Source organism: Secundilactobacillus collinoides DSM 20515 = JCM 1123 (assembly GCF_001435975.1).
GTDB lineage: Bacteria > Bacillota > Bacilli > Lactobacillales > Lactobacillaceae > Secundilactobacillus > Secundilactobacillus collinoides.
The window spans coordinates 1-22,022 of sequence record NZ_AYYR01000082.1 but is presented as its reverse complement, the minus strand read 5'-3'; the positions used below and the strand labels follow the sequence as shown (position 1 = coordinate 22,022).

Below are 22,022 nucleotides of genomic sequence, written 5' to 3'. Positions count from 1 at the left end.
AATTTGGCGACTAAACGTGCTCCGAAAGGCAAGGGGCTCCTGCGTAAGCAACACTGACACAAAATCCAAGCCCGGGATTTTCTGCCAGCGTTACTTACGCTCCGCCCCTTAAACGCCTTTCTCCGCACTCTCTGCTCGGTTGACTCACTTTTCCTAAAGTTGCGGTCTGCTGAGTGGTTTTGCTAATTTGGCGACTAAACGTGCTCCGAAAGGCAAGGGGCTCCTGCGTAAGCAACACTGGCACAAAATCCAAGCCCGGGATTTTCTGCCAGCGTTGCTTACGCTCCGCCCCTTAAGCGCCTTTCTCCGCACTCTCAAAAAAGACCCCACAGCTGTCATAAGACTGCGGGGCCGTTTTGCGTTGGTCAGCGTTATTTAGGGGAATAACGTTGATGGGAATAAGGAGAGATTCTTCATGGAAAAATCTCACTAGACGTACTTAGAGGTTTTTGGGTAACCTCTACAGTGTATTTTAGCAGTTATAGTTACAAGGGTAAATGGTTAACGGCGTATATTGTTGACATTATAAACTATTCGATACAGTTTTGAGAAAATGTTTTTAGCATTCTGTTATACAAACAGCGCTGTTTTGTTATCGCCGAATTGGCTGGTTGGACACACTGAACAGGGCAAGCCCTAATAGTCCAGTGTTGATCACAGCGGCTATTCCAAATACCATCATTGGGGCCGATTTCATGGCGTAAGCGCTTGTCAGCACACCCAGTGTGAACATACTGATACCTACCAGCAAGCTCAGCGACTGTTTCATCGCCGTGCGATCCTGCTGAAAAATCGCCTCATAGAACTGGTTGGACATGTTCTTTAAATTGCCAGTCATAATGCCGTTGTTGACGCTCGTTTCACCCACCTGGTTGAACAGCGTCAACTGGTAGCTTGCAAACATGCCTAACAGAAACAGCATGACTAAGTCGTTGATTGGATGAGTGCCAATCGTCAAAAGGGCAATCAGTGAAACCACACTAATGCCCAGTTGGAATTCGAACTGTTTCTTCTCAACTAAGAGTAAATGGCGGAAGGCCTGGGCTAAAATGGCACCCAGTACGAAGCCGACCATGACGGGGACACGGATGTAGGCGGTGTGCCAGCCTTTAGTTGCCAGTTCGATGCCGAACACGATCAAGTTCCCAGTTTGCGCGCTGACGAAGGAGCCGTTGAAAGTGTTGAAGGTATAGGCATCAATGGTGCCCATGATGAAGGTCTGGAGGATCGTGGTTACGGTAATGACAGTTTTGGTAGATGGTCGCATGTGACACACTTCCTTAGTGGATTATTCTACAATAAGTTTACCGCAAAAATGCCGTACCAAGTAGCACCGAGTATTTGGATAGAAAAAAGACGTTCCAGCCGATAAATTGGCTGAAACGTCTGATTCAGTTTGTGTGTTGAAACGTATTGGTTAAGCTTGTTCAACGCCTTCGTCTTCTGGTTCAATCGGTCGATTCTTCAACCGAGCCAGCGTTGCTTTATTGACGGTGACTTTAAACGTCTGTTCAACTCTGCGGATAAACGATTCCGTAAACTGCGGGTCGTTGTTGCCGGTGACCTGTTCTTGCATGCGTTGCATATTGTGCAGCGTGTGCATGGCGGTGACATACGAGGTGATCAGCACTAGTGTTGATCCGAGCCAAGCCAGCGGACTGGCGAAGCAGGCACCCGCGTACTGGAAGTAGTGGACCAGGATAAAGGCAGCAAATGACCGCATGCAAAGTTCAGCAACACCGGCAAGCGTTGGCATAAGACTTTGCCCGAGTCCTTGGAGCGTGTACCGGACGATGAATAGAATTGCGAGGATCCAGTAGGAGAAACCGACGATGTTAAAGTAGGTTTGGCTCAGTACGAGGGCGTGGGCGTCCTGGTTGTCAATAAACAGCATGACCATCTTTTGGCCGTAGAGAATGATGAGCGCACCGACCAGAATGCTGAAGCTCACGGAGGCCATTAAAGCCTGTTTGACACCCTTAATGATCCGCTCGAACTGGGCGGCACCCAGATTTTGGGCAGTATAGGTGGCCATGGTAATGCCAAACGACATCATGGGTAACGTGGCTAACTGGTCGATCTTGGACGCAGAGGTTGTGGCCGCCACGGCGTCAGTGCCAAGACTGTTCAGTGCGGATTGCAGGAACAGGGAGCCGACCGCGATAATTGATGTCTGGAAGGCCATCGGTAAGCCGTAGCGGGCGTGGTTCGCAAATTCAGAAGGCACGGCCTTGAAATCGGACCACTCAACGTGCAGAACCGGTACGCGCTTAATAATGTAGACGATACAAAGTAAACTGGCTACCAGTTGTGAAGAAACGGTGGCGAGGCCGGAACCGGCAACGCCCCAGTGGAACACAAGAATGAACAGCAATTCCAGGATGACGTTTAACACGGTCCCAATTATCAAGAAGAACAGTGGCGTCCGGGAGTCGCCTAATGCTCGCAATTCGTTTGATAGCATGTTGAACAGCACGAATGAGAAAATGCCGGCAAAGATGATTGAAATGAACGTCTTGGCATTGCCGTAAATGTTGGCTGGAATGCTCATCATGTGCATAACTGGGTTTAAGAAAATCAGGCTTAATGCAGTGAGGACAATTGTGACCAGAATGCTGAACACAATGCTGGTCGCAAAGCTCTTACGAACGCCGGGTAAATCCCGTGCGCCCCAGCGTTGGGCACTCACGATGGCAAAGCCGGCCGTCAGCCCGTTTGCGAAGCCGATGATCAAGAAGTTGAGACTGCTTGTGGAACCAACTGCTGCAAGGGGTTTAACACCAAGGGTCTGACCAACGATAAGCACGTCTGAAAAATTATATAGCTGTTGAAAAAGGTTTCCGATAAATAATGGCAGTGTAAAGATCAGAATGAGTTTCAATGGGTTTCCTTGGGTTAAATCCCGCATGGGTAAATGTCCTTCGCTTTCATTTGATTTTTAGGATGTGCGATCAAGTCTCTGATGTCTGGGACAGTCAGTTTTCTTAATCACACGACAACTTTGTAACAATGAAGATTTGTTTTCATTTCAGACCGTAGAAAAAAGCTGTGGGCGAAATCGCCACAGCTTTGAGCCAATCCTCAAAAAGCAATACGGCCTACTATATCAGAAAAAGTCTGGTTTGATAAGGGGGTTAGCGCAATTAATTAAAAAAATTTTGGTAAACCGATTTCAGTGAAAAATAAGCGGTGATTCTTGTTTGAGTGAAAAAACCGGGTCAAAAAATCAATTTGTCTATATTTGTGACCATAGTGCTGCAAATTTATCTGGCAAAAACGAGAAAAACTGTCTTTTGTCTCACCCAGGCAAGGGGATAAACTCAAAAAATACTTTCTTGGCAACCGAATGGAAACGAGTATCAGGAAGCAGAGGCTGGACACGTGATCACTTTTCACCATAAGTCAAATTTTGTTTGGTTTTCGAGGTTTTCAGACATTTTCTGAATTTGAAATTTATGGATATGACAATTTTGCAGAAAACAGGGCGAAAAATGCGCTGGTTTCAGTAAAATGTGCGCTAATAATTCGCAATAATGTCGCATAACAACATTTTTTTGGTAAATAAAGAACAAATTCCAAAGAAACGTCTATTTTGAGCACCGTTTATTAAAAAAATTAAGAATTTTTCTTGCTTCATCAATGGCTGAAGTTACTTAACACATGTCACTTTCATTTGTTTTGGCAGATTATAGATAATAATCTTTGAAGCCGTTTTCTTTTTTCGGTACACTATTCAGTGCAGATAGTAAGCTTATGTTTTCCAATGCAACGTTTTTTGAGAATATAAGGGGGGATTACTATGGTCAACAATCAACCGATCACGAAACATTCTCCGGTGGTTGGGAAGGTCAAGAAACTTTACAAAACGGGATACGCCCTCTCCGAACGGATTTCGTTCACCGCCTTAATGTCTAGGAGTAGGCAGGCGGGTAACCATTTCTTGGCATTCTACGATCACGGACTGTTCGTCGGTTTCGCATACTTTGTTACCGTTGGCAAGATGACGATGGTGCAATATCTGGCTGTTCAGCCGGCATTGCGTTCCCGCGGGTATGGTACTGATATCCTCAAGCAGATCAGATTCTACACCCAAACGGATAAACTGCTCGTCACGGTACCGTCAGGACAGGATTTTGCTGGCGGCAACCACCAACAACAGACATTTTACCTACAAAACGGCCTGTTAGCCAAGGGTGCTGCCATCATTGTGGGCAACGACCGATTCACAGTGCTCAGTAACTTTGGCGATTTTACAAAAGCCGACTATCTGGCTTTATATAACCAGTTCACCGGCCACCGCGGATGGTTCGTTTCTGACCCAGTCATCCACCTGGCCGACGATGTGAGCCAGTATTCAACTGGTGTTGGACTACTCTGACTTCGACCGGATATGGCTGACTTTACTATCGAGATAAGAACACCCGCCTTGGATTCCCCAGTAAACCTTGGTGAGTGTTTTTTTATGTGGTAGTAGAACGTGCCAAAGATATCGACAGCGGGCAGAGATAGTTTTTAGCCAGCATTTACCAAATATGTGCAAGATAATCAACATAATTTCGCTATTTGTTTTGCAATAGGGAGCAACTTACGCTAGGATAGGCCATGTTATTGGAAAAGTTTGAGACACCTGTTACTAAAGACAAAACAAAGATCCCATGATGTGTTGATTATTACTTAACAAGGACGACAGTATGGGCGTATAATAATAGGTGGAGTAAATACGTAATAACCGTTTTTTCATCATTTAGATTAATGACTTATTTAAGAAAGTCACGTCGCGCTAATTATAGTTAGGGGAATGACTATGAAGAAGAAAATAATGTTAGCAGCGCTCGCGTGTATGGGAGTGTTGGCGATTGTCTCTAGTCCTATGTATACAAAAGTGGCAAAAGCCAGTGAACCAAGTTGGGACTCAAGTAACACAACCAGTCTGTCGTCTGGCAAGGGTGAAATTGGTGCCAGCAATGACGGCGACAATTTATACGTCTATTTTAATACCAAATCAGCAAAACTCACGGTTCCTTTGAATTTTACGGTAAGCTATCGATCGTCCAGTGGTGCTGTTTCAAGTAAATTTACGCTTAAATCGGGTGATGTTGGGACAACTGATATTTTGAATTCGTCGAAAAAAGTTGTCGGAACTGGAACAATTACCGATTCTGGTGAAATATTAGATGCCACCGTAAATCTTGACAAAGCTGGGTTAAGTCCGGCTGTCGGCACCGTGGTCAGCGTTTCAGGCGGTACTAACGCGCAATCTCAGAGTTTTGGCGGAACACTAGCCAAAACAACGATTAGTAAAGCAGCGTCAACCAGCACTGATTCCACGACCGATAGCAGTTCATCACAAACTGCAGCGGGTGAAGCGATGTCTCAGTCTGACAGTTCTGCTTCACAAAGTTCAACCCTGGCAAATAATAATAACGTATCGGGCAGCTTAGGCATTACTATTGATGGTCAGTACGACGATTGGTCTGATAAGACTTTAACTCACGTTGACATTGACGGTGATAATAGTGTTGAAGTCAGTCTGCTTTCAGACGATAAGAATGTGTACTTCTACGTAAAATCGACGCCAAAATATTTCACGACCTCGGATGGGTTTCAGGGCAGTGGCTATGACTTAACGGTTGGCGATAAAACGTATTATATTAGTTTTGGAACCCCCAACCTGACCAAAGCTGGTGACTCGCAGCAGGTATCGGTGGATACCTATGCTGATTCTGGTGCCAATTCCACAAGCGGTTCTGCTTATGTTGGCTTGACCAACATTCAAGAAGAATCGGGTAATTCAACAGTTACGAACACGACCTGGCAGCTCGAGTGTTCGATTCCGCTTTCTGTGTTTAATGTTGATTCAAGTACGTCTGGCAATGATATCACTTTGACGAATTCGAATGGTTGGCAAACGAAAGTCAAAGATACCGGTGACAGCACCGGCCCAGCAGTCATTGTTGCATCAGGTTTCGTCATCGCTGGCGCGGCCATTGTTAAAAATTCTCGTAGTAAGAATAAAAAGCGGCGAGGTAATAAATGAGTATCTATTTAATCATTGGTATTGTCGTTTGGCTTTATGCCTTGTCAATATTAAAAAGAGCTGGTCTCTCGGCATTTCATTTTATCGTTGGGAGTGCCGGGCTCTTTTTTATACTAATTACTCTGAGTGATCCGTACTGGATCTGGTTTTTCACACATGCAGTTATCGACGGTGTTAAGTGGGTTGGTGAAGTTACTGGCATGTGCGAAGTGATGACTCGGTATGGTCTGGTCAATATCAATAACCCGACTTATCCGGTCACGATGACCATTGATTATGAATGTTCAGGGATTATCGAAACGACTGCCTACATTGGGATGGTTGCTTTTTTTCCAATGTATAATAGCGTGGAACGCGTGTTTTTCGGTGTCGTGGGTACCTTGTGGATTTATGGCGCAAATGTGATTCGATTAACGATCGTTGTGATTATCGTTCACCTTTTTGGCGGTGGACAGTACTATTTAGCGCACACGATTGTGGGACGACTCGTATTCTATACGCTGGTTATTGCAATGTATTATAACGTGTTTACTTACACGCAAGTTTCGCATAGTCTGTATCGAAACTTTATTAAGTGGCGAGACCGTTGGCGTAAACGGCTCAGTTTTCGGAAAGGATCTTAGACCATGGTGTATTGGTTACAGCAAACTATACTAAAAATGGGATTCTGGCTGACTTGGGCATTAATTCCAATTGTCGTCGAAATTCTCCCTGCCTTTATTCAGGGCATTCGGCTCTTTTTAACAAATCTGCGGCCTAAAAAACTTGCGATGCCTGACAAGATGCCATTTATTTCAATTGTAGTCCCAGTCTACAATTCTGAGGATACTTTGTTTGCTTGTATTCAATCGATTCGAGAATCGACATACCCACATGAATTGGTACAGGTTATACTAGCGGATAATCAGAGTACGGATGACAGTTTTGGGGTCTTTAACCGAGCTCAGAACCGTTTTGCGGATATGAACATGCAGTTGATGCATTCTGAAAAGGGGAAGGCTAAGGCCCTGAACTCGGCTATCTATAATGCGATTGGCACATACATTATCAACATTGATAGCGATGGTATGCTTGAAAAACACGCCTTGATGAACATGGTGCTCCGGTTCGAAAATGATTTTGAAGTAGCCGCGTTGACCGGAACAATATTGCCGCAACATCAAATGATTGATAATTGGCGGCATCCTGGAAAAAGTTTTTTACAGCACAATGAATATTTCGAGTACGCCCAAGCTTTCTTATCAGGTCGAAGTATTGAATCTCACCAAAATCAACTTTTTACTATGTCTGGTGCCTTTTCGGCTTTTCGAAAAGAAGCGTTGCTAAAAACGTTCTTGTATAATACCGGTACAATTGGTGAAGACACAGATATGACATTCCAAATTCGTGATAAATTACACAGGAAAGTTGCAATTTGTGCGGAATCAATTTTCTATATTGTACCCATTGAAAGCTTAGGTAGTCTCTATATTCAACGACAACGCTGGCAAAAGGGCGAAATGGAAGTTACTCATGAATACGCAAATAAAACCACGATGTCCGATTTCTTTAAAAACTTTTTAGTTCGACGGATGATGATGGATCACACCTTTTTATTTCCACGAATGATTTGGATGTTTGCAAGTATTGCCTTGCTGTTCTTGCGATACTCGCCAATTATGATGGGCATGTCTTACGTTATTATTTATCTGTTGTATGCGATGGTAAGTCTCTTGAATTATATGTGTGTTTTCCAGTTATTACGCGGGTCAACAGAGGAAAGGCATTATTATGCTCGAGAATGGTGGGTGGCTTTTACACTACCAATTTATAATTTCATCTGTTCTTGGATTCGCTATATTGGTATTTTAAATAGCATGACGGATAAGAAATCGGTCTGGAATTCGAAGAGATTTGGGCAGGAAGCGGGTCAAGTTAAAGCCATTATCAGGAGTGACTTTAGTCGAAAGCGGGGGAAGTAAATTGCCAGAAGAAGAACAGTATCACACTTATAAGATTAAATCTTACGTTAATGCCAGCCACGCGATGCGTTGGAAAGATGGTGAAGGTAAGGAGCATAACCATACTTGGGAAATCACGTGTGAGATCCACAGTTTGAACGACCACATGATCATCTTTAATGATCTGGAAAATACGATTAAAGATATCTTAAACAGTTTTGCTGGTAAATTTTTGAATCAGTTGCCATACTTCAAGGAAATTAACCCAACGGTCGAGAACGTCACAATTTGGTTGTTTAATCTTATTTCACCAGCGTTGCGTGAGGAACAGGCAAAGCTGATTCGAATTGAAGTGAGCGAATCGCCTACTCGTGCATATTGTATTTCAGTTCGAGATGATGAATAAGGGAGTGGCATGATGGCCAAACTATTCCGATTCGGTAACCGGTGTTTACAAGGGCTATTTATTATTTTTATCTTTGCAACCTTACTCTTTGCAATTACTTCCCCCAACTTAATATTAGGTGATAACGACAAAACCGGAGCGGGTACCACGATGGTTACAACGGTTATTTTGGTGATTGTCGCGGCTATCGTTATTTGCTATCAGACCTATCCTAATATTCGAAAAGGGCTATGGACATTATTTGTTGTCCACGGGCGTTTGACTTCAGTGCTGTTTTTTGTTGCTGTTGTCGTGTGGCAAGTGATATTCACCCTTAACGTCCATCCAGCAATTGGTTTTGATGCGGGAGCCGTTCACCAAGCGTTAACGGATACAAGATCACCTGATATAGTGGCTTATTTTAGCTTAAACTACAACAACATGCCGTTACTTTTAGCGCAGCACATGGTCGCTAAATTGGCTGGGTCGACTTCATGGCTCCTATTTGACCTTGTGTCGTTGTTTTTAGTGGATATTTCTGCGTTATTGAACATTGCGACCGTGTACGTCATTCGAAAGGCACAAATGACGACGGCTGTATATATTCACGCGATGTGGTTATTATTATTTCCAATGATTATTGTTCCCTATACTGATACTTGGGTGTTGCCGTTAGTTTCTGGGTATTTCTTTGGCTTTGCGATGCTGAACAAATCAACATCAGTCTTGCCGAGCAGAATTCTTGGTGCAATATTATTTGGGGTCTGTGCCGTTCTGACTTACTTTATGAAACCTTCGGCAATTATTGGCGTGATCGCCATCATTTTGGTTGAATTGCTCTATACACTGCATCATCGCCCGCATCCATTAACACCAAATGAGGTTTGGCGAGGCTTTGCACTCATGATTTTATTCTTTTGTGTCACAGGTTTCACTTACTATACCGTTAACACATTAAACAATAAACAGACCTATATCACTTTGCAAAAGGGTCGTGAAATTCCTGCAATTCATTTTATGAGTATGGGTGTTTCTGGCGATGGCGGCTATAACCCGAAAGATGCACTGAAAATGGCTGAGCTTCCTACGGTTAAAGCGCGTTCAAATTATTCAAAAAGAATGCTCGTCCAGCGGTTAAAGAAAATGGGTGCACTTGGTTATGCTAAATTTTTAATTGCGAAACAACGCAATGACACAGCTGACGGGACGTTTGCCTGGGTCAAAGAGGGACACTTTATTCGTGCCAATCCAGTTCCGAATGAAAAGGGCTTTGCCGGTACGTTGCGTTCCTTTGTGTATCTTTACGGTACGCGTCTGGGCGATTTTAGGTTCTTTGCACAAGTCACTTGGGTCTTGTTGTTGATCATGGTGGCGTTTGGATGGCGTGACAAGCGAAAATTAAGCCAAATTTTCAGGCTTTCAATTATTGGCGGCATGATGTACTTGCTGCTCTTTGAAGGTGGGCGCAGCCGTTATTTGATTCAATTCTTACCTGCTATCTTGGATTTAGGGACGCTTACCGGCCAGAAGGCTTTTGTCATGATCCATAGTTGGTACCGGCGGGCCTTTCCGAAGTGGGAGACTGTTTTAAATAAGAAAAATAGTAACAAGTAAGGTCTTTATTACAGACATAAAGCCTAATGATTTGGTCAAAAGGACACAATATCTATACATTGGCCTAAATTTGTTTTTTAGTGACGCCAATTTATCTGGCGTAAACTTGCAAAAAATGTCGCCTTCTGAACATATAAAAGACGCCACCCTGAAGCCCGAATGGGTTTTGAGGTGGCGCTTCTTATATTTTGGAGATAACCACGTGGTGTATTTCACGCGCTTTTTGACGAATTGTCAAACCTGTGTCTGAATGATGCTTTCTGCGCAACTATGTCGAAACGCGTCTATTATGATGCCCGATGGTGCGGCAATTTCACCGCGTCATCTGCCAGCATTAACCCCGGACGATCAAGGTAGTAGCCCTGAATCAAATCAGCGGGATACTCGTTTAGCAACTTCAGTTCATTCTTATTTTCAAAGCCTTCAATGATAAACCGCTTGTCCTCATCATCGGCCATTTTGTGCCAGTAGGCCAGCTTCTTGACAATTTCGTCCGGTTCACGCTTATTGCGAAAATTTTGAATGGCAAACTTGTACTCGGTTAAGGTGCTGTCTAGAAGTTCAGCAAATGGGGGCGTGTTGTTGCCGGTGCCAACGTCATCTAGGACAACGCTCAGGTGGTTGTTTTTAAATCCTTGGGCAGCTTTCACCAACTGCACATTTGGTACTTTTGGTGCACAGGGGTGTTCTGTTAATTCAACACATAGTTGAATCGGTGCAATTTGTTCTTGTACCTTTGGCAGGTAAGTTTGGTAAGCCGGATCCACAAATTGATCAGGATCGAGGTTGAATGCAACCGACTTGATTGTTTTAGGCATGGGGCGGATAGTTTGCACCAGCAGATTCGCAGTTTCGTAAGCTGTAAATTCCTTGAAGTCATCCGGAAAGACCCACTTATGGTCAATACTTTCCCGGAGAAAGAGTTCATAGCCTTTGATCGTGTGGTCGGCGGTGGTGAACTGAGGTTGGCCGAAAAAACGAATCATCATATTCAGACTTCTTTCTAAATGACAAACGACAAGTGACGGTGCTTGTTGCAACCAGTGGCTTAATGGCCAGAAACACATTTCTTGTAAGTAATGTTGGTTATACGTATATTCGTTAAGCTTATGTTAGCACTCATTTAAACAGACTTCAAATAGTGTCCTGACACGGTTAATACCGCTTATAATCTATTGGAAGAATGCCTTTGGATTCGTTCGTTATTGTAATATCATCTCCTTATTGGTTGGCGGTGATACTGGCTAGAAATTTCTACGCTATCTTTACTCAGTATAGTGAAAAACACATTCCAGGAAGGATGAACACTTTGATAACGGGCAATTCGGCATTCATTTTGTCGATTTTCCGTTCGAAATACGCCACTAATTCCAAGGTGGTGTTGTGATGTCGTTTAACAATAATATCCGCTTGAAAATCATACAAGTTACGCTGCACGTCCATCAGTTCTGATTTCATTTCGGCGGTTTTAGGTGACAGGTTAGCAATGACGTAGCCTAACCAAGAATCTAGTTTATCAATGGCGCCGAGCGCTTGAATCTGCAGGCCGTATTTGGGAACCATTTTACCGGTGACCTGTTTTGTGTAACCTTGGTCGCCGACTTTGGTGTAAATTTTTACCATGAGTTTGCCTCCGTTTTTTGCTTGTATTTGAATGATTACAAAAGGGTTGAAATCATTTTGGTTTCAGCCCTCTTGGTTTTTGTGTTCTATTGTGTTTGAATTGCGGAGAATTGTTTTTTTCAGAAATGGCTGCTGGTGTTGCAATTATACCTGGCTGAAACGGCTCTCAGTGTTCTTCAGTACATAGTTAGACTGATATGCTTAGCCGAAGTCCACGTTATATATATAAGTAGAGAGGTTTCTGAAATAAACCTTTTCTTCCGCAGGCTAGTCGGTATTTAATGACCCAGTCTGCCTCCACACGCTACCTAATCGGACAAGCTCCGCCCTCACAATCAGATTGACCGACTAATTCAACATCCTTTTGATCATGGTTGTCATTCTGTTCTGCGAACATCGTTGCCACGTCGCCGTGGATCTCGGCCAGCTTTTTTTCGTAAACGTCCTTAGCAATGGGTTGCTTTGGCGCTTGTTTGAAGGCATCGCCTGCATATGGCAGGAGAGAGGTTGACTTCGTTACGAAACGGTACTGGCGCATAAGCGGGCTAATCTGCGAAGCCTCTTCCGGTTGGAAGGTGACCGTACAGCTAACGGCGTTATCTGACCAGTACGTCTGCAAGAAGGCCTGAGTTGCGAATTGTTCAGCCATCGAGACGTTACCGGCCGAAGCGAATTCTTTGCTGTCGGCGTGGGCTGCTCGAACTGGGAACTCTACGCAAACGGTATTCTTCGTGTACACATCTGGTTCCATGAAGTAACCGCAAGCCTTTAATGCAGGCAGCAGAGGGTCTGAGTCTTGGAAACGAATGCGTTGAATCAGGTAGTTTGAGTAGTGGAAGTGCATTCCTTCAGACACACCGGCTAACTTCGCTACGGTCCCAGACGGTTTCACAGTAGTATGCTTGATTGAAGGAGCACAGTCAAGGGTTTCAGAGTAAGCCTTGTCAGCGGCGACAACCGCTTTATAAAAGCCGTCCACGCGGTCGATAGCGTTCTGGTCATAGATTGGCTGTTTGATGGTTTCACCAGTGACGGGATCGGTAGCGTCCTTGAACCCAGTCACAACGCGGTGACCGAATTCCTTTAAGATCCAATCTTGAATTCCAGACATAGAGATTCCGATTCGGCGATTTTTTTCGATGACGTTGCGAGATACTTCCCAGTCGTAGGAACTGAAGGTCACCCGTTTGGAGAAACGTGTCCCTAATCTGAAGGCTTTTTTCAAATCCCATCCCTGCTCCGTTGCGATTGGTGGGAAGACTTCAAAGAGGTTGCAAGGTTCGCCGTTTGCAAGTGAAATTTCACCGCAGGGGTTGGTTCCTTCAACGTAACCGTCTATAGCTTCTTGGCGGCCATCGATGGCCCGACCGAAGTTCTTGGAAAGTTCCAAGTTAACAATGCCAGGTTCACCGTTGTGGGTGATTGAATCAGCCACAGCGGCATAATCCGTTTTGGAGCTGTCGACAGCGACACTGTTATTGGAAGCCCAGCGGTGGTGGTAGAGTTTATCTTTGTCTTGCTTCATGGTGATAAAATCTTCATCGTTGGCAGAGCCTAAGGCCAATTCAGCGGACCGGCGGACATTTCCCGCCACGACCGTTTTCCCGATCAAGTTACCAATGTCGGTGCAGTCGACAGAGGAAAGCTTTTTACCGGCGTGGTCGTTGAGAAGCGTGTTAATGTCGCCCAGCATTTCAATCAGGGGCATGGGGCCAGATGCAGTGCCGCCAAAGCCGTGAATTTTGGCACCCTTTGGCCGAATGTCGCTCACGTCCAAAATCAAGTTGGTCTCATGATCAAGATTTGTGCCGAAGAAATGCAGGTCAATCATGTTAGCGTTTGCGAGAATCCAGCCTTCACGGGTGTCGGGTAATTTGTAGTAGCGCCCGTCAGTGATACTGTGACTCGCGAGCCAGTCTTCCTTGTCCACAGCACCTAAAGCGATTGAATCATCGTGAGAAGCACTGCTTTTTGATACGAGGATGGTCAGATTGACAACTTGGTCGACAGAGGGAATCTGTCTGATATTGTCTTGTACAACGGAGAAACCGACCCCACCGCCCTTCATGAGTTGGTCAAACATAAAGGAGTAGGGCATTGACACAGCGTCCTGGTCCGGTTCGAGATAGTCGGGCACAATGTGACTATCGCCGTATGGTTGCGGCCGTATACCGATGAACCAGCAATTGTTCAGCGAGTCGCCGTTGCGTTTCTGATAGTCGGTACCGGAAATCCACAGGTTTCGGCCGGAGGGTGTGGCAGAAAGGCCATAAACAAGTTTAAACAATTGTTGCGCTTCGCTCGTGAGATCTTCGTAGGTTTTCGGATCCAGCTCGTCCTGATGTAGACGAGGGTCAAGGTTAATATTGCCTTCAACGACCCGCTTGACCGTTTCGTCCCAGTTCTCCGTTCGCTGCTTGTCATCCAAATACCGGGCGTAAGTCCGTTTGTAAGTGACCCAGCCAAGTGGTCCCCAGTGGGGGGTCACCGTTTTTTTTACAGATTCAACGAAGTCGGCAGACAGTTGAACCCGGATTTGATTTTTTAACATTTGCATATGACATGTACCTCCTGAAATCCATAGTGAATACTATATATGGTATCTTCATTCTGACTGGATTTCAACATATAGTATCTGGACAGCAGGCCAGCTAACGACAAGAAGCGGCGTTAGAACTGAAATGCAGAGATATTCCAAAAATTTACATTGATACACCTGTGTTAGCGTGTATCGAAATGCAATTTAGGGTTGACAGCTATTGATCAAGGGAATTGATGGTGTTAAAGCCAAGCAGTAAAGTGGTTTTGAACACATTTCTGAAATTTAATGAGGTTTATTATCATATTCCATTTGCGTATTAAGCAGGTGACTGCGAGCAACAATTCGTTGCTCTTTTGCTTCAGAATAGGCCGTTTTAATGCGATTTTCGCAACGGCTGGCATTTTTAGGTGCAGAGAACTATGCTATAATTTCTCTAGCAGATTGCAACGAATGACAACAATATGTAGGGGTTGGCAGTTAAGGGGAAAATACATGAAAACAAGCAAATTACTAAGCCCAATTTGGCAAAAAACAGTGACGTGGTACCGAAATACTGACCGGCGTGCAAAACTGATTCTGTGGATGGTAATCGCAATTATCGTAGTGTGCACCGGATCACATTTGTACCATAGTGCGGTAAAACGGCAACTGGTGGCGCAGCATCCTTGGTACTTCTTGATTGGAACCCCGCAAAATGAGCTGCCCTCCGCCATGGCGAAACACAATAGCGGAGCCAGTAAGCTGACATTTTATAAAAATGGCACGTTCAAGCAGGTAGCCGCCGATTACGCCAGTGACCCAGAAAAAGGTACCTGGCAAGTGGATGGCCACGCACTACTATTGAAGGACTCCGAAGCGCAGACAACGCAGGCACAGTTGGTATCCGTTAGCGGGACCGCTGGGCAGTATCGCTATGTTGGGTATAAGTTGACGCATATTCAGATGACGGCTGTGGATGGCAGCGATATTTCTGGTGCGATAGTTTATCTGGTGCGGTCTCGGTGAGGACGGCTTGATGGCTTTGAATGCTGATTTCAACAGGTAAAATTCGTTTAAACTAGTCTCTAATGATGTTTGATGTCAGTATGAAGTTCAAGCAAAGCATTCGATTAAAAAATGGCCGAGCTGCCTATGGTTTAAAAATTAAAAATGACATGATCTAACAAGTTGCGCACTGCAAGAAAGGTGAGTTTTTATCTTTGGCTGTGCGTTTTTTTGTTTGTTAAAAATGTCCTGTGCGAAAATGCGAACATTGGAGTATTCAGTTTGGATGATATCAGACACAACGCGATTTTACTGAAGACATTATGAGATCAAAAAATGGACTACACCTTATAGACCTATTATGATAGAATTAACTTAAGCAATTTTTAATGTTTCACATACTATCAAGACACCAAGCCCGTGACCTAGCGTCCCGGGCTGGTGTTTTTTAGGGGGGAATGAGTATGAATTTCTGCCCAAATTGTGGGCAAAAAATGTTGCCGGATACCAAATTCTGTCCAAATTGCGGGAACGACCTACTAGAAAAAAGGCCGGACGCGCAACAGGCACCAGCGTTTGAAACCTGTAATCAATCACAACCGCGACAGGCAAGCCGCTCGAATAGCTAGCTCGCAATGTTAGAAAGGGGTTAGGACGGTGCGGGTCAAAACATTTCTTGGTATCGGCACGCTAGTCAGCAACCGAAAATAATTGGCGGCACGGTGATCATCATCGTTGTTTTGTTACTGGGTTTACATATTTATCATGGTACAGCCAGTCACCAACTGGTTTGGCAAAGGCTGTGATATATCTTGATTGAGCCGCCAAGTGATGGATTATCCGCTGTAATTGCTGACACAAATAGCAACGCCAGTAAAATGACCTTTCGCAAAAACGGGAAACTTACGGATGTTGAAGACGATTCAGGCAACTCAGAGTCTGGAATAAGGCAAACTCAAGGGGAAATTGCTGATTATTGAGGAAGATTGTGCAACGATTCGAGGCCGACTGTCAGCGGTCAATGGCACAGCAAGTGGTTATAAACTGACTAACACTAAAATCACGGGAACGGATGCCAGCAAAACAACTGGTATTAAATTCTATATCGTTCGTGAAAAATAAAGGAAGTAATTTGTTATGGATGATCAATCAGGAAGTACGCGTAAACCGCTTTTTTGTCCTCACTGTGGACACCCAATTAATGCGGATGAAAAATTTTGCGGTAATTGTGGTTTTGATTTAGCAACCTATTTTGCGACGCACGGCACGCCAGCTGGTGGCAGCTCATCGAATGCAGGCCCATCTGATGAGAGGCCAAAACCGGCAAATAATGGTGCTAATGCAGACACTTCAAAGCGGACAGGGGCACAAAAATCAGTAACTGAGCAAAATGGGGGACAATCGGCAGCTTCACAGCGACCGAAACCATCACAATCCACTCCTAGACAAACTCAGGCCCCCATGCGACGCCAAAACCGGAAACCAATGGCACGGTGGAAAATTGTTACTATCGTGGTCGTTGTGGTCCTGCTTATTGGCGGGTATCTCTTTGGCAATCATTACTATTCAAAGGCTGCGACTATGGATCGCATTGTGAACCGGTTGCAGTCACAAAAGGGGCTTAGCAGCTACTTTACCAGTTCTGATCCGAGTTTAAAAATCAGCAATAGTACGCTGCTGCCCCTGTCTAAATACATGAGCAGTCACAACCAATCGCTGGCGAGCTTCAAGTCGGAGTTGAATAACGTTGGTGCGACTAACAATGACCGTTTTATTTACAAACAGACTGGGCACCACTTATTACTGTTTCCCAAATGGCAGGTTCAGGTCAAGCCGGTCTATCCTGAGGTGACGACTAACCACAAAAATGTCACCATCAAGTTGGACGGGAAGAAAGTTGCAAAGTCTACTAGTACGTCGTTTACTAAGAAACTCGGGCCATTAGTCCCAGGGCAGTATAAACTCACTGCCAATGGGACAGTCAATGGTCACAACATTACGAACAGCGGTACCTATCACATTAACAGTGACAGCGATTATTACAATCTCGAGTTAAAGACAATTTCGTTTACGGTCCAAACGGCACCAAGTGCAACGGTCTATATCAATGGCAAGTCGCAAGGGAAAGCTGATAGTGACGGTTTACTTGACGTGCAGGAGATTCCATTTTCTTCCAACATGGAAGTGACAGCCAAGTATGCGCTGACGAACAGCAGTATTACATCCAAACGAACGAAAGTCACCGATTCTGATGATGGGACGACAGTTGATGTCACCTTCCCGCATTTATTATCTGAGGACGATGCCCAGACCTTCTTAGATGGGTTCTTTGAAACGGTAGAAGGTGTGTCGAACAGTGGTGATATGAGTGATGCAACGGATGATAACGGGAAATCTATGGCCGAATACTTCGAGGGCGGTTCCAGCAACTCGCTGTACGGCGAATACGAAAAGATGGCCAAGGGTTACTACAAGGATGACAACATTGACGATGTCGATTATAGTACTGAGATTGAATCAGTCTACCCGGCCAGCAATGATAATACAAACATTCAGTTCAAGCTGACCTATGATTTCGACAATGAAAATGACGAGCACGTTCAAGTGTACGAGTACACCTTTACCGTGAAGAAGAACGGCGACGATACACGAATTGTCAGCTCAACAACGGCTAAAAAAGTTGATGATTATGATGAATAGGGGGAGATTTTATGAGTGATGCACAGCATTTTTGTCCGCACTGCGGACATCAAATCGAGAGCGACAGCAAGTTTTGTGTCCATTGCGGTTACGATTTAACAGCTGGCGCGTCAGTGGACAATGCGTCAAATACAGTTGCACAGCGTGAACAGACAGGTGCCTTCGAGACTAGCAGCGAACAGGGAACGAATGACGCAACGCCAGGCAACGAGCAGGGTCCTCAGTCACAGACTGACCAATCGCAGGCGGAATCTGAACAGCCGGTGGGTGAAGATACTTTGCGAGCAGCTCGGCAGTACTCCGACGGCTACTTTGCCTGGTGGGTGAAATCCTTGAAACGACCAAGCGAAAGCGACCCTTATGTGCATCAATATTACGGGTTAACATCGCTAGCAATTTCCATTCTGCTAGTCACGTTCACGGTGACACTACTGATTTCTCAAGTGTTGACGGTCATTGATGAATTTGCGTCCGAATTAGATAGTAATTTTTCAGCTGGTGCTTCATTTTCTGGCGTGGAAGTGTTGATCCTCATCCTCTTAATTGCCTGCGTTTATGTTTTGATTGGGTGGGCAATGCGGCGCTACGCTTTCCGGGATTCGCAAGAGACCATTTTTAGTTACGCAAACCGATTAGCAGGACTGACTAACGTTACGATAATTTTAAATGCCGTGGCACTGTTATTAACACTGTTACTGCACAGTTCAGCAATGAGTTTTAAAGGGGTTGCCGCAATCTTTATCCTGTTAGGATTTAGCAGCGCAATTTTAAACATTGCTTTTCTTTACAGTCAGGTACAGCATGTTAGTCGCGAGGGGATGGACAAAGTGTATGGGTTACTCCTTGCAGAAGTCGGTGTTGGGATTGGAACCTTTATTTTGTTGGCAATCATTTAAGATAGACAATTAATATTAAATGCAAAAATTCAAAAGACTTCACACTGCGTCATTGTGAAGCCTTTTTTAGATGGGGTTCCTGGGTGATTTACTTTTTTTATCACCCAAGGCTAATATTCCCAAGAATAGCCTTGAACACTATCCCTACTCTGTTTTAAACTAGATAATGCGACTGAACCGTTTTAAGTCCCACTTAACCTTGCGTCAACATACTTAAAAAATGCACAAATACGTCTAATACGAAATCAACGGAGGCTACACGGATGAAAGCATTTGATTTTTTAGAAAATAAGACTCAGACCTTAGGCAAGACAATGGTTTTAGATAAGGGTTTGGGATTAAACGAAGTGGATGATTTAATTGCCACAGCGGGTGATTACATGACCTTTGCAAAATTTGGTTGGGGCACCGCTGCAACCATGGATAGCGACTTGATCAAGGCAAAAACGGCAAAGTATGACGCTGCCGGCATCATTCCTTATCCTGGTGGGACGTTGTTAGAAGTCTCCGTAGCTGCCGGGAAGTACGACGACTTTTTAGCCGAAGCCAAAACGCTTGGTTTCAAGGGTATTGAAGTCAGTGATGGGTCGACCACGATTGATGCACACACCCGTGGCGAGCTTATCGTTAAGGCAAAACAAGCAGGGTTTTATGTCATTTCTGAAGTGGGGAAGAAGAACCCTGAACTCGATCACGAATTAACCCCGGCGGAACGGGTCAAATTAATGAATGAAGACTTAAAGAACGGGTCAAACTACGTGATTATTGAAGCACGTGAAGCTGGTAAGAATATCGGCATCTATGACGCCAACGGCAACATTGTGGCCGATGAACTGGACGCTTTAACGCCGGACGGTATCGACCACATCATTTTTGAAGCGCCGTTGAAGGGTCAGCAAACAGCTCTGATCCTCAAGTACGGCCCACAAGTAAACCTTGGCAACATCGCCCACGACGAGGTCACTTCGGTGGCAACACTGCGTCGCGGCCTGCGTGCTGACACGGTTGGTAAGGTATAGCAGTTAGTTAAACGGAGGGTGTCATGAAACGGATCTTTATTGTGCGTCACGGCAAGACCCAGTGGAATAAGGAAAACCGCCTGCAGGGACGGTATGCGGATAGTGATCTGTTGACGGATGATCTGACCCCGTATCAGCAGGTCGCGGCCTACTTGGATCAGTACCGCTTTGAGGCCGTTTTCGCCAGCCCCATAAAGCGCGCGGTGCACACTGCCCAACTGGTCACGGACAACTTTACCCAGCCAGTGCCGGATTTGCAAACGGCCGCTGGGCTAGCGGAATTGACGTTTGGTGACTGGGAAGGAAAATCCAAGGATGAATTAGTCGCGGAACAGCCCGTGTTATTTCGCAAGCTTTCCCAACGGATCAACACGCCGGAACTGGATGCAATCGGCATTGAAAACTTTACCGCGGCCCGTCAGCGATTTGCACAGGCCATCCGTGCCATCGGCGACCAAATCGGTCCCGATGACAACGCGCTGGTGTTTTCACACGGCGGCATCAGTCAGCTCGGGATCAAGGCACTGACCGGCAACGAACACTTGCTGGGACTGAAAAATTTGTCGACCTCCATCGTCGCTCTGCGACCGGATGGCGCCTTTCTCGACGTTTATAACCAGACTGCTTATTTGCGCGGCGTGAATCTGAATGAGGGAAACGTGTCGATTATGTAGATGAATGCAGCTGCTCATGCGCAAATGCATCGTAAAATTGCTTAGATTTCTTCGATGAGCGTGGCGCTTATAGTCGCAATTGAGCTTGTACTACAAATTGGTTAAAGACTAAATAAGGCCACCTATGATATCAGTTCTCAAGATTTGATGTCATAGGTGCCTTTTTTGTATGCCTTGCTGTATAGAAAGTGGTGAGTGGTCTTCGAGGGAGGTGTCAGGATGAGTTCTAGACAATAGAAACAATCGCTTCCGTATTTTGCCACGTGTCAGGCTTTGAAATCTGGTAAATCCGCAAAAGCTTCACTGATTAGGAAGAACGCATCCTTCTCACCAGCTGTCGTTAACAATTTTCGGGTCGTTAACCGCTGAAACACGCGCCCTAAGATTTGTGACAACCGCTGTGATGCGGCTGCTTGGGCCGTTTCGTTTTCACCAACAATTTCTGCAAGCCAAGTTGCTGTGTCGGTCACGGTGATCAAATCGCCCTGCGTATGGTCATGCAGGTACAGGGCAATCAAGCCGCACTCGATGGGGCTGATAAATATGGGGTGCGGGTCGTTTATCGGCCGTTTTGTCAGTCCGGTCGCAAATGGTTCTATGAGTTTTCGGCCGTATTTTCGCGACCACTGCTGATAAGGCATGTATCGCTCGGTTAACCACTGTTTGTGGGTGAGTTGGCGGGCTTTGATAGTCGTATCTAACTGCTGTTCTTTTTGTCGTTTTTCTGCTTCAAAGCGGGTTTCTTCTTGTTTGATTTGTTGGGCGTAGACCCGTCGCTCTTTCATAAGCTGTTTTTCCTGCTCGGCCCATTCGCGTTGCTGTTTTGCCTGTCGTTTGACGCGCTCAGCACGTTCTTTCTCGGCCTTGGCAGCGTAGATCTCAGCGTTGTAGTCATCTTGGAATTCGGCCAACCAGCTATCGTAGGGTGGTAAACCCAGGTCAAGAAAGGCTTGAATTTGTTCACTGCGCCGTGTTGCGCGCCGTTGAATATAACGCGCAAAACCATCGTCTGGAAATTCATTGTGGTGGTGCTTGTATAAAATTTCATCCAGTCCCACGTTAAAACGGTGCACGTGCCGGGCCACCTGACTGGCCAGCTTGTCCGGGATCCCCATGTGCATCGCAAAGTGGGTGGATCCCAGTTTATGTGTTTCATGGGTCGCCGCGTCTTCGATCACATACTGGTTTTTGAGTTTACGACCGCATTCGCAGCGCAACTGCTGGGCCGGGTCGTGGTTCAGCGCAATCAAGCGCCACTGGTGGCCGTCCGCGAAGTCTTGGTTCAAAAACAGGCTCTGCGCGGCGTGGAAGATGTTGTTTTGCAGAAAAGCGCTTTGCGCGTCGTTGAGTTCGGCGGAGTAGGCGGCGCGGTCTTCTTTGGTGAGCAGGTATTTTTTGTTGAGCATGGGTACCCTTCCTTTGAACAGTGAAATCATGATTCAGTCACGTCCAGTTTAGCACATTAGTATAGTAAAAGATGGTGCGGACCGATGACCGTATCGTTTGCAACGGTTTGGCACGGTTATCCAATCATAAAATAAAAAAGGCCCAGTGCACTAGGCCCTGTCAAGTTGACAGATGAAATAATATAAAGTTGAGTCTGTTTCT

General features: G+C 45.3%; 18 protein-coding genes and 1 pseudogene. 13 read left to right on the top strand and 6 right to left on the bottom strand.

Annotated features, from left to right (window positions below; genetic code table 11):
• Nucleotides 1–592: 592 nt before the first annotated feature.
• Nucleotides 593–1,267, bottom strand: a complete 675-nt coding sequence (locus FC82_RS12875) for a YoaK family protein (RefSeq protein ID WP_056997216.1) — start codon at nt 1,265–1,267, stop codon at nt 593–595.
• Nucleotides 1,268–1,417: 150 nt separating this feature from the next.
• Nucleotides 1,418–2,908: an MATE family efflux transporter gene (locus FC82_RS12870; RefSeq protein WP_082620368.1), complete on the bottom strand. Its 1,491-nt coding sequence runs from the start codon at nt 2,906–2,908 to the stop codon at nt 1,418–1,420.
• Between the two features lie 891 nt (nt 2,909–3,799).
• Between FC82_RS12870 and FC82_RS12865 the strand changes: the two genes are divergently transcribed.
• The 6 genes from FC82_RS12865 to FC82_RS12840 all read left to right on the top strand — a co-directional run bounded on the left by FC82_RS12865 (nt 3,800) and on the right by FC82_RS12840 (nt 9,976).
• Nucleotides 3,800–4,378, top strand: coding sequence for a GNAT family N-acetyltransferase (locus FC82_RS12865; protein WP_054760549.1), 579 nt, complete (start codon nt 3,800–3,802; stop codon nt 4,376–4,378).
• Nucleotides 4,379–4,804: 426 nt separating this feature from the next.
• Nucleotides 4,805–6,037 (top strand): Firmicu-CTERM sorting domain-containing protein, encoded by a 1,233-nt coding sequence (locus FC82_RS12860; protein WP_156405153.1) that lies wholly within the window; start codon nt 4,805–4,807, stop codon nt 6,035–6,037.
• Complete coding sequence (gene xrtG / locus FC82_RS12855; RefSeq protein ID WP_056997214.1) at nt 6,034–6,660, top strand: exosortase family protein XrtG; 627 nt, start codon at nt 6,034–6,036, stop codon at nt 6,658–6,660. The genes FC82_RS12860 and xrtG overlap by 4 nt, the downstream gene beginning before the upstream one ends.
• A 3-nt stretch (nt 6,661–6,663) precedes the next feature.
• Nucleotides 6,664–7,998, top strand: a complete 1,335-nt coding sequence (locus FC82_RS12850; RefSeq protein ID WP_056997213.1) for a TIGR03111 family XrtG-associated glycosyltransferase — start codon at nt 6,664–6,666, stop codon at nt 7,996–7,998.
• Nucleotide 7,999: 1 nt separating this feature from the next.
• Entirely contained in the window at nt 8,000–8,383 is a 384-nt protein-coding gene (locus FC82_RS12845; protein ID WP_082620367.1) for a 6-carboxytetrahydropterin synthase, read from the top strand.
• A 12-nt stretch (nt 8,384–8,395) separates the two neighbouring features.
• Nucleotides 8,396–9,976, top strand: a complete 1,581-nt coding sequence (locus FC82_RS12840; protein WP_082620366.1) for a TIGR03766 family XrtG-associated glycosyltransferase — start codon at nt 8,396–8,398, stop codon at nt 9,974–9,976.
• 287 nt (nt 9,977–10,263) lie between these two features.
• Here FC82_RS12840 and FC82_RS12835 read toward each other — a convergent pair whose 3' ends face one another.
• From FC82_RS12835 to nrdJ, 3 genes and pseudogenes are all read right to left on the bottom strand, one after another.
• The gene (locus FC82_RS12835; protein ID WP_054760555.1) at nt 10,264–10,965 is read right to left on the bottom strand and encodes an EAL domain-containing protein; all 702 of its coding nucleotides are present in this window, start codon (nt 10,963–10,965) and stop codon (nt 10,264–10,266) included.
• A 301-nt stretch (nt 10,966–11,266) separates the two neighbouring features.
• A pseudogene (locus tag FC82_RS12830) lies at nt 11,267–11,599 on the bottom strand (ATP:cob(I)alamin adenosyltransferase); the annotation flags it as partial.
• A 304-nt stretch (nt 11,600–11,903) separates the two neighbouring features.
• Nucleotides 11,904–14,150, bottom strand: coding sequence for a ribonucleoside-triphosphate reductase, adenosylcobalamin-dependent (nrdJ, locus tag FC82_RS12825; protein WP_412778480.1), 2,247 nt, complete (start codon nt 14,148–14,150; stop codon nt 11,904–11,906).
• Nucleotides 14,151–14,633: 483 nt separating this feature from the next.
• Here nrdJ and FC82_RS12820 point away from each other — a divergent pair, with 483 nt between their 5' ends.
• The 7 genes from FC82_RS12820 to FC82_RS12800 all read left to right on the top strand — a co-directional run bounded on the left by FC82_RS12820 (nt 14,634) and on the right by FC82_RS12800 (nt 20,414).
• Complete coding sequence (locus FC82_RS12820; protein WP_056997210.1) at nt 14,634–15,146, top strand: hypothetical protein; 513 nt, start codon at nt 14,634–14,636, stop codon at nt 15,144–15,146.
• A 437-nt stretch (nt 15,147–15,583) separates the two neighbouring features.
• Complete coding sequence (locus tag FC82_RS16565) at nt 15,584–15,754, top strand: zinc-ribbon domain-containing protein (RefSeq protein WP_082620364.1); 171 nt, start codon at nt 15,584–15,586, stop codon at nt 15,752–15,754.
• A gap of 337 nt (nt 15,755–16,091) precedes the next feature.
• Nucleotides 16,092–16,247, top strand: a complete 156-nt coding sequence (locus FC82_RS16765; protein WP_156405152.1) for a hypothetical protein — start codon at nt 16,092–16,094, stop codon at nt 16,245–16,247.
• A 15-nt stretch (nt 16,248–16,262) separates the two neighbouring features.
• Nucleotides 16,263–17,825, top strand: a complete 1,563-nt coding sequence (locus FC82_RS12815) for a zinc ribbon domain-containing protein (RefSeq protein WP_056997209.1) — start codon at nt 16,263–16,265, stop codon at nt 17,823–17,825.
• An 11-nt stretch (nt 17,826–17,836) separates the two neighbouring features.
• Nucleotides 17,837–18,721 carry a zinc ribbon domain-containing protein gene (locus FC82_RS12810; protein WP_054760564.1) on the top strand — a complete coding sequence of 295 codons (885 nt, stop codon included), beginning with the start codon at nt 17,837–17,839 and terminating at the stop codon, nt 18,719–18,721.
• A 263-nt stretch (nt 18,722–18,984) separates the two neighbouring features.
• Nucleotides 18,985–19,740 carry a phosphosulfolactate synthase gene (comA, locus tag FC82_RS12805; RefSeq protein ID WP_056997208.1) on the top strand — a complete coding sequence of 252 codons (756 nt, stop codon included), beginning with the start codon at nt 18,985–18,987 and terminating at the stop codon, nt 19,738–19,740.
• A gap of 23 nt (nt 19,741–19,763) precedes the next feature.
• Nucleotides 19,764–20,414: a histidine phosphatase family protein gene (locus FC82_RS12800; RefSeq protein ID WP_054760568.1), complete on the top strand. Its 651-nt coding sequence runs from the start codon at nt 19,764–19,766 to the stop codon at nt 20,412–20,414.
• Nucleotides 20,415–20,680: 266 nt separating this feature from the next.
• Here FC82_RS12800 and FC82_RS12795 read toward each other — a convergent pair whose 3' ends face one another.
• The gene (locus FC82_RS12795) at nt 20,681–21,820 is read right to left on the bottom strand and encodes a hypothetical protein (RefSeq protein WP_056997207.1); all 1,140 of its coding nucleotides are present in this window, start codon (nt 21,818–21,820) and stop codon (nt 20,681–20,683) included.
• Nucleotides 21,821–22,022: the final 202 nt, after the last annotated feature.

Bases quoted from the DNA above. Each gene is read 5' to 3' on its own strand.
- FC82_RS12875 (WP_056997216.1), bottom strand. From the start codon at position 1,267: ATGCGACCATCTACCAAAACTGTCATTACCGTAACCACGATCCTCCAG.
- FC82_RS12870 (WP_082620368.1), bottom strand. From the start codon at position 2,908: ATGCGGGATTTAACCCAAGGAAACCCATTGAAACTCATTCTGATCTTT.
- FC82_RS12865 (WP_054760549.1), top strand. From the start codon at position 3,800: ATGGTCAACAATCAACCGATCACGAAACATTCTCCGGTGGTTGGGAAG.
- FC82_RS12860 (WP_156405153.1), top strand. From the start codon at position 4,805: ATGAAGAAGAAAATAATGTTAGCAGCGCTCGCGTGTATGGGAGTGTTG.
- xrtG (WP_056997214.1), top strand. From the start codon at position 6,034: ATGAGTATCTATTTAATCATTGGTATTGTCGTTTGGCTTTATGCCTTG.
- FC82_RS12850 (WP_056997213.1), top strand. From the start codon at position 6,664: ATGGTGTATTGGTTACAGCAAACTATACTAAAAATGGGATTCTGGCTG.
- FC82_RS12840 (WP_082620366.1), top strand. From the start codon at position 8,396: ATGGCCAAACTATTCCGATTCGGTAACCGGTGTTTACAAGGGCTATTT.
- FC82_RS12835 (WP_054760555.1), bottom strand. From the start codon at position 10,965: ATGATGATTCGTTTTTTCGGCCAACCTCAGTTCACCACCGCCGACCAC.
- nrdJ (WP_412778480.1), bottom strand. From the start codon at position 14,150: ATGTTAAAAAATCAAATCCGGGTTCAACTGTCTGCCGACTTCGTTGAA.
- FC82_RS12820 (WP_056997210.1), top strand. From the start codon at position 14,634: ATGAAAACAAGCAAATTACTAAGCCCAATTTGGCAAAAAACAGTGACG.
- FC82_RS16565 (WP_082620364.1), top strand. From the start codon at position 15,584: ATGAGTATGAATTTCTGCCCAAATTGTGGGCAAAAAATGTTGCCGGAT.
- FC82_RS12815 (WP_056997209.1), top strand. From the start codon at position 16,263: ATGGATGATCAATCAGGAAGTACGCGTAAACCGCTTTTTTGTCCTCAC.
- FC82_RS12810 (WP_054760564.1), top strand. From the start codon at position 17,837: ATGAGTGATGCACAGCATTTTTGTCCGCACTGCGGACATCAAATCGAG.
- comA (WP_056997208.1), top strand. From the start codon at position 18,985: ATGAAAGCATTTGATTTTTTAGAAAATAAGACTCAGACCTTAGGCAAG.
- FC82_RS12800 (WP_054760568.1), top strand. From the start codon at position 19,764: ATGAAACGGATCTTTATTGTGCGTCACGGCAAGACCCAGTGGAATAAG.
- FC82_RS12795 (WP_056997207.1), bottom strand. From the start codon at position 21,820: ATGCTCAACAAAAAATACCTGCTCACCAAAGAAGACCGCGCCGCCTAC.